Source organism: Enterobacter sp. FUJ80071 (assembly GCF_038739915.1).
In the GTDB taxonomy this organism is placed as follows: Bacteria; Pseudomonadota; Gammaproteobacteria; order Enterobacterales; family Enterobacteriaceae; genus Enterobacter; species Enterobacter kobei.
Genome location: NZ_JBBXKH010000001.1, coordinates 1119161 through 1134125, shown reverse-complemented (window position 1 = coordinate 1134125; position 14965 = coordinate 1119161). Strand labels below are relative to the sequence as shown.

The following is a 14965-nucleotide window of genomic DNA, read 5'->3' as shown; positions in this document are numbered from 1 at the left end:
TCCTTAGTCGTAATCCACACGCAAATACCCGCGCGAGGTAAAGCGCCCTTCCGCGGGCTTATTGCCCGTCACGCTCACTGGCCAGACCCGGATCCCCACCTGCGCCTGCGCGCTGTCGTCCAGACGGAACGGAATTTTGCTCGTCAGGTTGTTAGGCGTTAACGGCGTACCACTCTCGTTGGCAATGATGAACCCCACATCCGGGTTATCCGATACCAGTGCGTTACTGGAGACCTTTTCAGCCTCAACGCGCATCGTCAGCATGGCATTCGCCTCGACGTTGGTGCATTTAATCGCGATGGTTTTACTCTGCGATGAAACCCCTTCCGGCTTGTTACCCGCGCCCGCTTTGCTGAACAAGGAGGCGCCAATGTCCCCGAAATCAAACTCAACCACATTACCGGCATTGATTGCGCAGCTTTGCGGTACCTGAATGGTTCCGCTGTAGCTGATGGTATAGACCGGTGTGGTTAACGGGTCAGAGGCGGTCGTAGTCACGTAAACACGGAACATCGTGGCACGCGGGATCACCACCATGTTGATAAAACGCCGGGTCACCTTAAGACGGAACACCAGGTTGGAATCCTTAACGCCAAACGGTTTGTTTTTTGAGACGTTCGGATGGCTCCCCATCTGGATATAGTTTTGCGGGGGGTAAAACTCGCCAGCATAGCTGTCCGTGATTTTCATGGCCCCATCCAGATAGTCGTTAAGCTTCAGATACTGGTAGCGATCGCTGGTCCCGGTGATCGGGTAATCGGTGACGTAGCTGCGTCTGGTGGTATTGCCGGTTGTGCCCTTCGGGCAGACGGCATTCACCCCCACCCATTGCGATTTTTCGCTGAGGGTCACAATCTGACCCACCTGGTTATTCGAGCTGTTGAATTTATCCGTCAGGTCGTAGTACACCTCTGTCGGCACGCCATTTTCGTTGACGCACACGGTCGCCAGTGCGTGTGACGCGGGCAGTAAAGCCAGAAGTGATAAAGCAAAAATGTGGATTTTAATCACAGCGGATCCCCTTAAGTGTGATTGCCTGTTGCAGGCTCTTTTCAGGCAAGCTGTAAGGCGCACGGCACTGGGACTGTGCCCCGTTCCCCCACTGGATCAGCAGTTCGCCTTCGAGCGGCAGCCCACTCAGGTAAATTTGCCCGTCATCCCCCACCATGCTGGTCACGCCACTCTGGGTTTCACGCACCACGGCGCCGAACGGCACGGGCTGGTTACCACGTGTGACGGTCAGCAGGGCACGCACGCCAATACGGGTGTCAAAGCTGGCGCGCACCAGTGCGCCTTTGGTCGGCACCACGCTGCTCACGTTATTTTCGATATCGGTGTTGTTGCTCATGGTATTGGTATCCAGCGCCACGCGGTTATAGCGATAGACGGTGGCATACGGCATCACCGCATAGCCGCGCCAGTCGGTCTTCACGCCGGTCTGGTTTTCCACGCTGACGCCTGATGCCCCCGGGGCTTTGATCAGCACGTTGGTGTCGCCCAGCGGCTGGCTAAAGGTCACGCCATCAGCATGGCCGACCACCCCGCCGGAGAGCTGCCAGTTGAAATCGTGCTGATCGCGGGAATAGTTGTAGCCCACCCCCAGCGTGCCGTAGGTTGCCTGCCAGTTGGCGCTGGCGCTTCCGCTTGAGCCGTTGGTGCTGGCGTGTCCCTGGGTCACGCTGTAGTTCAGGTTGCGGTCCTCCAGCAGCGTGCCGCTGACGCCGGTTTGCCAGCTGGTATCACCCTCACTGTTTCGGCTGGCGGATGCCGTGGCGTAGGCGCGGTCAATCGCGCTGTCCCGGCGATAGCCCTGACGGGTAAACAAGCTAAACGGCACGGAGACGTTGAACGACGCGATCCGGTCAGTCCCGTCGATACCGACGGATTTGTTCCACGACCACGAGACGGAATAGTTGATCCCCTTCACGCCCCCCGCGTAACCCAGCTGATACCAGAGGTTCGTTTCGTCCGTCCCCCAGTAGGTTTGCTCACTCCCGGAAATATAGACCGAGCCGTAATCCCCCAGTGACTGAGAGACGTTGAGCTGAAAGCGGCCTTTTTTGTTCCACGTCAGGTTGTGATAACTCTGTACGTCAGGCACATCGTTACCGTCCTGATTATCGGCATACTGATAGCCTTCCATTGAGCGCCAGGCGACATCATCCAGGGTGTAAAACCCTTTGGTGGAGTAGCGGTAGCCCAGCAGCTGGAAGTTGGTGCCGAAGCCGTTGAGCGATTTGGCATAAAGAAAACGCAGCGACTGCCCTTCGTGCTTGCTGTCGTCCGCGAGCTGGCTGCGGGCATGAGTGATATCGACCGATACCGCGCCCCAGTCACCGAGGTTTTTCCCGGCCCCGACGGCCAGCGCGGTATAGCGTGACGCCAGCTGCGTACCGCCATACAGGGTAAAGCCGTTGGCAAGACCGGTCACCAGGGTGCCCTGGGTGAAGAACGGCGTATCCTGGTCGCTGTTACCGCTGCGATAGTCCCCCGCCACGAGATCGTATTTCCAGCGCCCTTCTCGCTGCAGCAGCGGGACGGTGGAATACGGCACGGTGTAGCGCTGCTGGCTGCCGTCTTTCTCTTCCACCGTCACCTCCAGGTCACCGCTTGAGGAGGTCGGGTTAAGATCGGTGATGGCAAAGGCACCAGGCTGAACGTAGCTTTGATAGATAACGTAGCCGTTTTGACGCACCACAACTTTGGCTGGCGTCCTGGCAATACCGCGCACGGTCGGGGCGTAGCCCTGCAGGCTGTCCGGGTACATGCTGTCGGACGAATAGAGTCGTCCGCCGCGAAAACCGACGCTGTCGAAAACATCATTCCCGGTATTGCTGTCGCCCAGCACCAGTTCGCTTTTGAGCGGGATAACGGTGCGCTGCGCCCAGGTGCCAATATTCTCCCACTCACTGTGCCGCTGCCCGTTATTCTGGGTGTAACGCCATGCGCCGTTGTTACGTAAACGCCAGGCACCATAGTTCAGCCCGCTCTGCAGGTTGAGATAGTAGCTGTCGTCTTCGCTTCCCCGGTTGCCCGTGAAGCTGTAGTTCACCAGGGCGGCGGGAATACCTTCATCCCACTGTTCGGGCGGGATGTAGCCGCGCGCACTGTTTTGCATCGCCACCTGCGGCAGGCTGACGTTCAGACGCTGTGAGGCAAAGTTAAATACCGTTTCGCTGCCGGGAATGGCCGTGGTCAACGGAACGCAGGTTTCGCCCTGCACGTTAGCCAGTTCGGGAAACGCCGCAACGTTGACGCCAAAGCGATCGAGCATCGCGCGCGTAATGCACGGGGTCAGACCGCCCGCCACCGGTGGCGTATTCTCAGCCTGCTCAAAACGCACGTCCTGAGTGCCGATAAACTCATCGTTACGCCAGATATCCACGCGATAAACGCCGGGTGCCTGCTGGTGTCCTTGTTCAAAACGCGACAAATCCGCCACGCTGGCAGTATCGTCAGACAAGAAGGCCGGGTTGAAGTAGCTTTCGCTCCAGCCAGCCTGGGGCCAGAGCGCGGCCATCAGCGCCAGCGCAACCGGGCAGTAACGTCCCTGATGGTTTTTCATCGCCCTGTCTCTGCTCACAGGTTGACGCTACGCGCCGGTGTAATGGCACCGTAGTCGTTCACGCTCTGCCATGAGAGCGTACCGCTGGCACCGGCTGGCAGCACATGCTGAGCCGAGTTTTTCGGTGCCACCATCAGGTTCTCCAGCGTCTGACCGCCCAGCTTCAGGTTGACCAGGGTGATGTAGTAAGGAGACGCATTGCTGACCTTGAGATGGTTACCAACGCGCTCAAAACGCAGTTGAGAGAGTGCCTCTTCTGGCTGCATCGCCAGATTATTCGGGCGTACAAACAGTTTGATACGTGAAAGGATCGCCAGCTGCAGCACGTTATTGTTTTCTGTTTTTGCTTTGTTCACTGACGGGATCGCCTTCACGTTCATGTAAAAGAGCGACTCGCGATCGGCGGGCAGCGCTGGCCCGGCGTAAATAATACGCAGCGTGTTTTCACTGTCCGGCTCGCTAACAAACAGCGGCGGCGTGACGGCAAAGGTTTTCTCCTTCTGCCCGTTTGCATTTTCGATCCACGCGTTAATTAAATAGCGTTCTTGTTTATTGCTGTTGGTGATCGCCAGCGACGTTTGCTTCGCATCCGCCGGGTAAATAACGCGTGTGGCCCCCAGCGCAATACCGCCGGAAGCATTCGCGCAAGTAGAAACCATCATTAAAATAAACGATAACATCAGTCCTGGTTTAATTAGCATATTCATCAAAACCGTACCTTTAATAATGTGTTCGCAGGTGTTATGGATAAATCAACGTAAACCAGACATCCGACTGAATATTGCCTGGCACGAGGTGTTCGGAAATAGCGCGATAGCGGGCGCTAAAATGAAATGCGAGCTCGCTGGTATTCACCGGCAACCAGCTGACGGCCGTTGCATTTGGGATAATCTGACGCTGCTGTTCATCAAAAAGCGCCAACCCCACGCCGCTGCTGACAGGTGTTTCGCCTGGCCGCGATGTCGCCAGAAAAACCTGCGGATCTTCCTCTGGTGTAACACCCTGAAACTGGATCCCTACGGTGCGCGAGACATCCACGCTGCAATCCAGCAGTCGCACGGTGAAGGGCACGTTAACCGTTGAGAAACTGCCCACACCGGAAAATGAATTGGTTCGGTACTGCCCCATGTCGATGCGCATATTCTGGCTGTCGGGCGCCACGGCGCAGCCGCCGTTTACCAGCTCCCCGCGAAGATGCACTTTGCCACCGTCGATCACCACGGTATGTGCCGATGCCGGGCCAGCCATCGCAAGGGTTAACAGCAGTAGTGTTCCAGTCCTTGTCATCCTTCATTCCTGGCATTTGCGTATGACGGCCTCATCCCTGAGGCCTGAACATCCTTGTGCGAGGGAATTATTCGTATTTCATTACGAAGGTGGCGTCAGCGTTCGCCTGGCCTGGCTCGGTGGTCGCAGCCGTTGATTTATAACGCGCGGTGAATTTCAGGGTGTTAGTCCCTTCAATCAGCGTCTGAGCGGCAGAGAAGGTCGCACCGTCTGGAGTCAGCACGCTGGATTTGCTGTCGAGGATCTCGATACCCACGCCTTTTGCGGTGTTGTCGTTGTTACCGGACGTCACGGCCAGCAGGGTTTTGTCGGTTGGGTCGATCTGACCGGTGAAGGCAACCGCAGCGGTTTTAGCGACCAGCGGATCGCAGTCATTCAGCTCAATGTTGAATGGAATATTAGAGGTGGTGTCGCCCACTTTGGTGAATTTCGCGGTACGATACTGACCGAGATTAACGGTCTGCTCGGAAGAATCAGTATTTACTGAACAAGCAGCATTAACCAGTTCACCTTTAAAATGCACGGTACCACCATTTACGGTTACCGGCGTGGCTGGATCTTCAGCATGAGCGGCACCCGCGACCAGGGCCAGTGTAGCAATAACAGTAGAAGCAATGTTGCTGAGTTTCATGTCTATTCCTTTAAAATGTAAATAACCCTTCCCGCGAAAATCGGGAATAAGAAATACGTTCAATTGATTAATTGAAAGCTTATTTCGGAGGAGACAAAGTAGCGCAGGAATAGGTTTTTAAATATGTCAAAACGCTGCCATTTCGCCAGGTCACATCCTAATACTGCCTAAGAAATTGACCACCCACTAAGAAGGGTTTTTGCGTCTCGCTGATAAAAACGCGTAAAGGGTGACTGACAGCGGCGCTCGCTTCTGACAAAATACAGGCAATCCCCCCTTTCAAACGTTACAGACGGAATCATCTCTCTGATGGCAGCAAAGATAATTGACGGTAAAACGATTGCGCAGCAGGTGCGCTCTGAGGTCGCGGAAAAAGTGAAGGCACGTAAAGTTGCCGGAAAACGCGCTCCCGGGCTCGCCGTTGTGCTGGTTGGTAGCAACCCGGCATCGCAGATTTATGTCGGTAGCAAGCGCAAAGCGTGTGAAGAGGTGGGGTTCGTCTCCCGCTCTTACGATTTGCCTGAAACCACCAGCGAAGCGGAACTGCTGGAACTGATTGACACCCTGAACGCCGATAAAGAGATCGACGGTATTCTGGTTCAATTGCCGCTGCCAGCAGGCATCGACAACGTGAAGGTGCTGGAGCGTATCGCCCCGGATAAAGACGTTGACGGTTTCCATCCGTACAACGTGGGTCGTCTGTGCCAGCGCGCGCCGCGTCTGCGCCCATGTACCCCGCGCGGTATCGTGACGCTGCTGGAGCGCTATAACATCGACACTTACGGTCTTAACGCCGTTGTCATCGGTGCGTCCAACATCGTGGGCCGCCCGATGAGCATGGAGCTGCTGCTGGCTGGCTGCACGACCACCGTGACCCACCGCTTCACCAAAAACTTGCGTCACCACGTCGAGAACGCCGATCTGCTGATCGTGGCGGTTGGCAAGCCGGGCTTTATTCCTGGAGAGTGGATCAAAGAAGGCGCAATTGTCGTGGACGTCGGTATTAACCGTCTGGAAAGCGGCAAAGTGGTCGGTGACGTAGTATATGAAGATGCGGCGGCACGCGCCTCTTACATCACGCCAGTACCGGGCGGCGTAGGCCCAATGACCGTAGCAACACTGATTCAGAATACGTTGCAGGCATGCGAAGAGTATCACGACGTAGAGGACGCGTAAGATGGCGACATTTTCATTAGGTAAACACCCGCACGTAGAGCTGTGCGATCTGCTGAAGCTGGAAGGCTGGAGCGAAAGCGGCGCGCAGGCCAAAATCGCCATTGCCGATGGACTGGTAAAAGTCGACGGCGCGGTGGAAACCCGTAAGCGCTGCAAAATTGTCGCGGGCCAGACCGTGAGTTTTGAAGGACAGAGCGTGACGGTTACGGCCTGAGCCGTCTGATGCCCGGTGGCGCTGCGCTTACCGGGCCTACGTACTGTCTCCATTTGTAGGCCGGGTAAGGCGAAGCCGCACCCGGCAATTTCTCTCACCATCCCCCCACAATCATCACGGTTAATTATCGATCAACTTCAAATAATCACTATTTCATCTGTTGAAAGGTGAGAATTCAGTTGCGCGTTTTTCATGCTTTCTCCACGATAAGTAGAACGTTCTACTAAAACGTTCTACTTACAATAACAGCGCCAAAAAAAGCGCTACTCGGGGGAAATCAGCATGGGTCTGATATCAGGGTTTGTTAAATCGCTGTCTAAGTTATCTATGATTGGTCGCGCCTTAATGCTGCCAATTTCACTGCTTCCCGCTGCGGGCCTGCTGCTGGCCTTCGGCGACAAGTTCCATCTGCCGCTGATGATGAACGCGGGCGGGGTGATCTTTGACAACCTGCCGATGCTGTTCGCCATTGGCTCCGCCGTGGGCCTGGCGTCAGAGTCCGGTATTGCGGCGCTCTCTGCGGCGGTCTCGGTGTTTGTCACCAACATCACCATCAGCACCGTGCTGAGTATCACGCCGGAAATGGCCTCGCAGGGCGGGAAATACGCCATGGTGGTCGGCATACCCACGCTGCAGATGGGCGTCTTCGGCGGCCTGATCTGCGGTATCCTTGCGGCCTGGTGTTTTAACCGCTTCCACACCATGCAGCTGCCGGAGTTCCTTGGCTTCTTCTCCGGTAAGCGCTTCGTGGCGATTGCCACCGCGTTCCTCTCGTTCCTGATGGGGCTGTTGCTGCCGTACGTCTGGCAGCATATTCAGGCCGGTATCGACGCACTCTCGGTGATTGTTAACGGCGATAACCAGGCGGCCTCGACCTTTATCTTCGGCCTGGTGGAGCGTGCGCTAATCCCCCTCGGCCTGCACCATATCTGGTATCCGTCGTTCTGGTATTCGTTTGGGGATTACACAACTCAGGCAGGCCAGGTGATTCATGGCGACCAGACCATCTGGTTCAAGATGCTGGAAGAAGGGGTGAAATCCTTCAGCAGCGACACCTACCAGAACGCCGGTAAATTCATGCAGGGTGAATTCCCGCTGATGCTGTTCGCGCTGCCTGCGGCGTGCCTGGCGATGTATCACGAAGCCCACACGAAAAACAAAAAGATTGCGGCCGGTATTCTGTTCTCGGCAGCGCTCACCTGCTTTCTGACGGGGATCACCGAACCGGTAGAGTTTACCTTTATCTTCGTGGCGCCGATTCTCTACGTCTTTAATGCCATCATGGCGGGCCTGGCCTACATGACCATGTACCTGTTGCATGCGCATATCGCCAAATCGTTCTCGGCGGGCTTTATCGACTACCTGTCGTTCGGGATCCTGCCGTCCTTTAACGGTTACAAGACCAACTTCCTGAATGCCATTATCATCGGCATTCCAATGGGGCTGATTTACTACTTTACGTTCCGCTTCGTGATCCGTCGCTTCGACGTCAAAACTCCGGGTCGTACCGATGTCACTGCCAATGCAAATGACAAGTCCGATTCCGAACTTGCCACAGAGATTATCAGCCTGCTGGGCGGCGCGCAGAATATTGATTCCGTTGGCTCCTGCATTACCCGCCTGCGTCTGGAAGTGGCGAAAAGCGAGGCAGTGGATAAAGACGGCCTGAACGGACTCGGCGCCCGCGGCGTGGTCTTCGTTGGTGACAACGGTATTCAGGTGATTTTCGGTGCCAGAGCACAGTTTATCGCCCAGACCATGTCCACCATGATTGGCAAATAATAAGATGCCGGCGTGATGCGTCTCCTGTACGCTGGGGGACGCATTACTTTATCTGGCTGATAATCGGTTAATTTCAGGGAGCGGTTTTGAAGAAAGTCAGCATTATTGATGTCGCAAAGCACGCGGGCGTCTCGGTCTCGACCGTTTCACTGGTGCTGCGCCAGAAAGGGAAAATCTCAGAGGCAACGATCGGGAAGGTCAACGCCGCCATCACGACGCTGGGCTATGTTCATAACGTCGCCGCTGCCAACCTTCGCGCCAACACCTCTAATTTAATTGGCCTGATCCTGCGGGACTTCAGCGACAGCTTTTCCATCAAGGTGATGGCGAGCATTGTTCAGGAGCTGGAGAAGCAAGGCTATATGGTGTTTCTCGGTCAGCCACTGAATGACCGTGAGCATCTTGAACGCACCCTGCTCTCGTTTAAGCAGCAGGGCGTGGCGGGTGTCATCTATCTGGCGTCCGACACCCGCACCGCAACGCTGCCGGAACACATTCGCCACTGCCCGCTGCCGTTGGTGGTCGTTTCCCAGTCGTTGCTGGATGAAAAATGTAACCTGGTCATGCGCGATAACCGCCAGGCCGCGAACCTGGCCGCGCGCTATCTTATCGAGCGCGGACATCGCAACATTGCCTACATTGGCGGGCGCGACGGCTGTCTTCTCCGCGAGCAACGTCTGCTCGGTTTTCGCAGTGCCATGACGCAAAGCGGGCTGGTCTGGCGTGACGAATATTCTCCCGCCTGCCCCGATGATACCCAGGCGGCGGCGATGGCAACGCGCCAGTTGCTTGAGAAGAACAACACCATCACCGCCCTGCTCTGCCACTCCCCGGATGCCATGCTCGGCTCCATCTCAGGCATTCACCAGGTGGGGCGTACGGTGGGTAAAGATGTGTTTCTAACGCAGCAGGTCGCGCTGGTCGGTTTTGAAGATATGCTTCACGTTAACCTTACCTCACCATCGTTGACCTATGTCTCCTCAGCGAGCGATGAAACCGGGCGTCAGGCGGCAGGGCTGATTATCCGTAAGCTGAAAGAGCCAGATCTGCAAACGCAACGCATCACCCTCTCCGGGCAGCTTATCGCACGCGAGTCGGCGTAAAATCAGAATATAGCACAGCGTATTTTCCGCCATTACCCTGCTATATTTCCATGATTTGCCATGGAAAAATGCAATGCCTACCGTTATCACTCACGCAGCTGTTCCCCTTTGCCTGGGCTTAGGCCTGGGAAGTAAAGTCATCCCTCCCCGCCTGTTATTTGCCGGAATTGTCCTCGCCATGCTGCCGGACGCCGACGTGCTGGCGTTTAAGTTCGGCGTCGCTTACGGCAATGTTTTCGGCCATCGCGGCTTTACCCATTCCCTGCTGTTTGCCTTTGTGGTGCCGATACTTTGCGTGCTGATTGGCCGACGATGGTTCAAAACTCCTCTGACGCGCTGCTGGCTTTTTTTGACCGTGTCACTGCTGTCTCACAGCCTGCTGGATTCCGTGACGACCGGCGGAAAAGGGGTCGGCTGGCTGTGGCCGTGGTCAGATGAACGCTTCTTTGCCCCGTGGCAGGTGATAAAAGTCGCGCCGTTTGCCCTGTCGCGCTATACCACGCCGTACGGACATCAGGTGATCATTTCAGAGTTGCTGTGGGTCTGGCTGCCGGGAGTGGTGCTGATGGGGTTGCTGTGGTGGAGAAAACGTGCGCGCTGATGCCCTCACCCCGGCCCTCTCCCACAGGGAGAGGGAGAAAACCTAACAATTCCCTCTCCCTGTGGGAGAGGGTTAGGGTGAGGGGAAAATTACTTACGACGCCAGGTGGTGCCCTGCGGGCCGTCTTCCAGAATAATCCCCATCTCGGTCAGACGATTACGTGCCGCATCTGCCGCCGCCCAGTCTTTCGCCTGACGCGCTTCCAGACGTGCCTTGATCAAGGCTTCAATTTCCGCCACTTCGCCGTCGTCCGCCTGCGCACCGCTCTGCAGGAAGGCGTCTGGCTCCTGCTCCAGCAGGCCGAGCACGGAAGAGAGCTTACGCAGATGAGAGGCCAGCGCATTCGCCGCCGCCATATCTTCTGACTTCAGACGGTTCACTTCGCGCGCCATATCGAACAGCACGGAGTAGGCTTCCGGAGTATTAAAGTCGTCGTTCATCACCTCAATAAAGCGAGCTTCGAAGGCGTCGCCGCCTGCGGCAGGAACAGACTTGTCGGTACCGCGCAGCGCGGTATACAGACGTTCCAGCGCCGAACGCGCCTGCTTCAGGTTCTCTTCGCTGTAGTTCAGCTGGCTGCGATAGTGGCCGGACATCAGGAAGTAACGCACGGTTTCCGCATCGTAATACTTGAGCACGTCGCGCACGGTAAAGAAGTTGCCCAGCGATTTTGACATCTTCTCGCGGTCAACCATCACCATTCCGGAGTGCATCCAGTAGTTCACGTACTCGCCGCCGTGGGCACAGGTGGACTGCGCAATTTCGTTTTCGTGGTGCGGGAACATCAGATCCGAACCGCCGCCGTGAATGTCGAAGTGTTTGCCCAGCTGTTTGCAGTTCATCGCGGAACATTCAATGTGCCAGCCCGGACGCCCTTCACCCCACGGAGATGGCCAGCTTGGCTCACCCTCTTTGGACATCTTCCACAGCACGAAGTCCATCGGATTACGCTTCACGTCGACCACGTCCACGCGGGCCCCAGCCTGCAGCTGATCCAGATCCTGACGGGAAAGCGCACCGTAGGTCGGGTCCGTTGGCACGGAGAACATCACGTCGCCGTTATCCGCCACATAGGCGTGACCGCGTGCGATCAGCTTCTCGGTGATCTCAATGATTTCGTGAATATGGTGAGTTGCACGCGGCTCGCTGTCCGGACGATGAATGTTTAAAGCGTCGAAATCTTTGTGCATCTCGACAATCATGCGATCCACCAGCGCAACAAAACTCTCGCCGTTTTCATTCGCGCGTTTGATGATTTTGTCGTCGATGTCGGTGATATTGCGGACGTACTTCAGGTTGTAGCCTAAAAAACGCAGGTAACGTGACACCACGTCGAAGGCAACGAAGGTGCGCCCATGGCCGATGTGACAGAGATCGTAAACGGTAATACCACACACGTACATGCCGACTTCCCCGGCATGAATAGGTTTAAATTCCTCTTTTTGGCGCGTCATTGTATTAAAGATTTTTAACATCGAAGATTCCATGTAAACACGTGTGTGGGTTGTTTGTTCCCTATAATACCTATAATTCGGAATAGGATCAGCACACAATGCAAGGTGATCGCGTCCTGTGGTTATGCTATAACAAGCCCCTATATGTGACCCGAACGCGGGTCGACGTACCACAATAACGGAACAGGATGCAAAAATGGTTACTTTCCACACTAATCATGGCGATATCGTAATCAAAACCTTTGATGACAAAGCGCCTGAAACAGTTAAAAACTTCCTGGACTACTGCCGCGAAGGTTTCTACGACAACACCATTTTCCACCGCGTGATCAACGGCTTTATGATCCAGGGTGGCGGTTTTGAACCGGGTATGAAGCAGAAAGCGACGAAAGAAGCGATCAAAAACGAAGCCAACAACGGCCTGAAAAACACCCGTGGCACGCTGGCAATGGCCCGTACCCAGGCGCCTCACTCCGCGACCGCGCAGTTCTTCATCAACGTGGCTGATAACGACTTCCTGAACTTCTCCGGTGAAAGCCTGCAGGGTTGGGGCTACTGCGTGTTCGCAGAAGTGGTTGAAGGTATGGACGTGGTCGATAAGATCAAAGCCGTCTCTACTGGCCGCAGCGGCATGCACCAGGACGTACCTAAAGAAGACGTTGTGATTACAAGCGTGACCGTCAGCGAGTAATTCGTGGCGACACTCTTTATTGCGGATCTGCATCTGCAAACAGAAGAACCGGCGATCACCGCCGGTTTTCTGCGTTTTTTACGCGGTGAAGCGAAAAGCGCCGATGCGCTGTACATCCTGGGCGACCTGTTTGAAGCCTGGATTGGCGACGATGATCCTGACCCGCTGCATCGTGAAATCGCCTCCGCCATTAAGGCGCTGGTTGATTCCGGTGTCCCCTGCTATTTCATTCACGGCAACCGTGATTTTCTGCTCGGCAAGCGCTACGCCCGCGAAAGCGGCATGACGCTGCTGCCGGAAGAACAGGTGCTCGACCTCTATGGCCGCAGGCTGCTGATTATGCACGGCGATACGCTCTGCACGGACGATACCGGCTATCAGGCGTTTCGCGCCAAAGTTCACACCCCCTGGATCCAGACGCTGTTTCTTGCCCTGCCGCTCTTTATCCGTAAACGCATCGCAGCCAGAATGCGTGCGGGCAGTAAAGCCGCTAACAGCAGTAAATCCATGACCATCATGGACGTCAATCCGCAGGCCGTAGTGAGCGTAATGGAAAAACATGGGGTTCAGTGGTTAATCCACGGTCATACCCACCGCCCTGACGTTCATTCCCTTCTTGCCAACGGCGAACCGGCCCATCGCGTTGTACTGGGTGCCTGGCACAGCGAAGGTTCCATGGTCAAAGTGACGCCTGAGGGTGTTGAGCTGATTGCGTTTCCGTTTTAACGTTTTTTCGACTGGTTTACGACCGCGCAACCGTTTTCCTTGCCCGTATAACATGCTATTCTCTGTGCCCTCGAAAGCAGTGTGTTTCGCACCACAGGAGTTTTAAGACGCATGTCTTCCCGCAATAATCCGGCGCGTGTCGCCATCGTGATGGGGTCCAAAAGCGACTGGGCTACCATGCAGTTCGCCGCCGAAATCTTTGAAATCCTGAATGTTCCGCACCACGTTGAAGTGGTCTCCGCGCACCGTACACCGGACAAACTGTTCAGCTTCGCCGAAAGCGCCGAAGAGAATGGCTATGAGGTGATCATTGCCGGTGCGGGCGGCGCAGCACATCTGCCCGGCATGATTGCCGCTAAAACCCTGGTACCGGTTCTCGGTGTCCCGGTCCAAAGCGCCGCGTTAAGCGGTGTGGATAGCCTCTACTCCATCGTCCAGATGCCGCGCGGAATCCCTGTCGGCACGCTGGCGATTGGTAAAGCGGGTGCGGCTAATGCAGCCCTGCTGGCGGCGCAAATTCTTGCGACGCACGATAAAGCATTACACCAGCGTCTGGCGGAGTGGCGTAAAGCCCAGACCGATGAGGTGCTGGATAATCCAGACCCGCGGGGTGCGGCATGAAGCAGGTTTGCGTCCTCGGTAACGGCCAGTTAGGCCGCATGCTGCGCCAGGCCGGTGAACCGCTGGGTATTGCCGTCTGGCCTGTCGGGCTGGATGCAGAACCGGAAGCGGTACCGTTCCACCAGAGCGTGATCACCGCCGAGATCGAACGCTGGCCAGAAACCGCGCTGACCCGCGAGCTGGCCCGCCATAACGCCTTCGTTAACCGCGACGTGTTTCCGATCATTGCCGACCGTCTGACGCAAAAGCAGCTGTTCGACAAGCTCGGTCTGGCGACCGCGCCGTGGCAGCTGTTGTCCGATAAAGGCGAGTGGAATGACGTGTTCGCGATGCTGGGCGAGCTGGCGATCGTGAAGCGCCGCGTCGGCGGCTACGACGGCCGCGGCCAGTGGCGTCTGCGTGCGCACGAAACCGCGGAGCTGCCGGACGACTGCTACGGCGAGTGTATCGTTGAGCAGGGCATCAACTTTAGCGGCGAAGTGTCCCTGGTTGGCGCACGCGGGCATGACGGACACACCGTCTTTTATCCGCTGACGCATAACCTGCATCAGGACGGCATTCTGCGCACCAGCGTCGCCTTCCCTCAGGCAAACGCCGACCAGCAGGCGCAGGCGGAAGACATGCTTTCAGCCATAATGCACGAGCTGGGTTACGTGGGCGTGATGGCGATGGAGTGTTTTGTTACCCCATCCGGCCTGCTGATCAACGAGCTGGCGCCGCGCGTGCATAACAGCGGCCACTGGACGCAAAACGGTGCCTCCATCAGCCAGTTCGAGCTCCACCTGCGTGCCATCACCGATCTGCCACTCCCGCAGCCGGTCGTGAACAGCCCGTCGGTAATGATCAACCTGATCGGGACCGATCTGAACTACGACTGGCTCAAGCTGCCGCTGGTGCATCTGCACTGGTATGACAAAGAGGTCCGACAGGGTCGTAAAGTGGGTCACCTGAACCTGAACGATAGCGACACGGGCCGCCTGAGCGCCACCCTGGAAGCCATGATCCCTCTCCTGCCGCCGGAATACGCGAGCGGCATTGTCTGGGCTCAGTCAAAGCTTAAATAAGCGATAAGTGCCGGGGAGTTGATCTTCCCCTTCCCCGGCCTCTCCTCTCG

General features: G+C 56.3%; 15 protein-coding genes. 9 read left to right on the top strand and 6 right to left on the bottom strand.

The genetic code is table 11. The features are described from left to right. Window positions 1-3 precede the first annotated feature (3 nt). From fimH to fimA, 5 genes are all read right to left on the bottom strand, one after another. Window positions 4-1011, bottom strand: a complete 1008-nt coding sequence (gene fimH / locus AAER43_RS05395) for a type 1 fimbria D-mannose specific adhesin FimH (RefSeq protein WP_023332274.1) — start codon at window positions 1009-1011, stop codon at window positions 4-6. Next, entirely contained in the window at window positions 1004-3565 is a 2562-nt protein-coding gene (locus tag AAER43_RS05390) for a fimbrial biogenesis usher protein (protein ID WP_014882845.1), read from the bottom strand. Before AAER43_RS05390 ends, fimH begins: the two co-directional genes overlap by 8 nt. Before the next feature lie 14 nt (window positions 3566-3579). Continuing rightward, window positions 3580-4272: a type 1 fimbria chaperone FimC gene (gene fimC / locus AAER43_RS05385; protein ID WP_050862676.1), complete on the bottom strand. Its 693-nt coding sequence runs from the start codon at window positions 4270-4272 to the stop codon at window positions 3580-3582. A 34-nt stretch (window positions 4273-4306) separates the two neighbouring features. After that, window positions 4307-4852: a type 1 fimbrial protein subunit FimI gene (gene fimI, locus AAER43_RS05380; protein WP_014882843.1), complete on the bottom strand. Its 546-nt coding sequence runs from the start codon at window positions 4850-4852 to the stop codon at window positions 4307-4309. A gap of 67 nt (window positions 4853-4919) precedes the next feature. Continuing rightward, window positions 4920-5483 (bottom strand): type 1 fimbrial major subunit FimA, encoded by a 564-nt coding sequence (gene fimA / locus AAER43_RS05375; RefSeq protein WP_014882842.1) that lies wholly within the window; start codon window positions 5481-5483, stop codon window positions 4920-4922. Between the two features lie 309 nt (window positions 5484-5792). On the opposite strand from fimA, the gene folD reads away from it, so the two are divergent. From folD to AAER43_RS05350, 5 genes are all read left to right on the top strand, one after another. Then, window positions 5793-6659, top strand: a complete 867-nt coding sequence (folD, locus tag AAER43_RS05370; RefSeq protein WP_023338131.1) for a bifunctional methylenetetrahydrofolate dehydrogenase/methenyltetrahydrofolate cyclohydrolase FolD — start codon at window positions 5793-5795, stop codon at window positions 6657-6659. A gap of 1 nt (window position 6660) precedes the next feature. Then, window positions 6661-6873 carry a ribosome-associated protein YbcJ gene (gene ybcJ / locus AAER43_RS05365; RefSeq protein ID WP_004143016.1) on the top strand — a complete coding sequence of 71 codons (213 nt, stop codon included), beginning with the start codon at window positions 6661-6663 and terminating at the stop codon, window positions 6871-6873. Between the two features lie 282 nt (window positions 6874-7155). After that, window positions 7156-8655 (top strand): PTS transporter subunit EIIC, encoded by a 1500-nt coding sequence (locus AAER43_RS05360; protein WP_014882840.1) that lies wholly within the window; start codon window positions 7156-7158, stop codon window positions 8653-8655. A gap of 86 nt (window positions 8656-8741) precedes the next feature. After that, entirely contained in the window at window positions 8742-9758 is a 1017-nt protein-coding gene (gene malI / locus AAER43_RS05355) for a Mal regulon transcriptional regulator MalI (RefSeq protein ID WP_014882839.1), read from the top strand. Window positions 9759-9831: 73 nt separating this feature from the next. Then, entirely contained in the window at window positions 9832-10359 is a 528-nt protein-coding gene (locus AAER43_RS05350; protein WP_045134738.1) for a metal-dependent hydrolase, read from the top strand. An 89-nt stretch (window positions 10360-10448) separates the two neighbouring features. Here AAER43_RS05350 and cysS read toward each other — a convergent pair whose 3' ends face one another. Further along, window positions 10449-11834 carry a cysteine--tRNA ligase gene (cysS, locus tag AAER43_RS05345; RefSeq protein WP_050862429.1) on the bottom strand — a complete coding sequence of 462 codons (1386 nt, stop codon included), beginning with the start codon at window positions 11832-11834 and terminating at the stop codon, window positions 10449-10451. 175 nt (window positions 11835-12009) lie between these two features. Here cysS and ppiB point away from each other — a divergent pair, with 175 nt between their 5' ends. From ppiB to purK, 4 genes are all read left to right on the top strand, one after another. Next, complete coding sequence (gene ppiB / locus AAER43_RS05340; protein ID WP_014882836.1) at window positions 12010-12504, top strand: peptidylprolyl isomerase B; 495 nt, start codon at window positions 12010-12012, stop codon at window positions 12502-12504. 3 nt (window positions 12505-12507) lie between these two features. Next, window positions 12508-13230 carry a UDP-2,3-diacylglucosamine diphosphatase gene (gene lpxH / locus AAER43_RS05335; protein WP_045134737.1) on the top strand — a complete coding sequence of 241 codons (723 nt, stop codon included), beginning with the start codon at window positions 12508-12510 and terminating at the stop codon, window positions 13228-13230. Window positions 13231-13341: 111 nt separating this feature from the next. Then, the gene (purE, locus tag AAER43_RS05330; RefSeq protein WP_014882834.1) at window positions 13342-13851 is read left to right on the top strand and encodes a 5-(carboxyamino)imidazole ribonucleotide mutase; all 510 of its coding nucleotides are present in this window, start codon (window positions 13342-13344) and stop codon (window positions 13849-13851) included. Continuing rightward, window positions 13848-14915: a 5-(carboxyamino)imidazole ribonucleotide synthase gene (purK, locus tag AAER43_RS05325; protein ID WP_014882833.1), complete on the top strand. Its 1068-nt coding sequence runs from the start codon at window positions 13848-13850 to the stop codon at window positions 14913-14915. The genes purE and purK overlap by 4 nt, the downstream gene beginning before the upstream one ends. Window positions 14916-14965 lie beyond the last annotated feature (50 nt).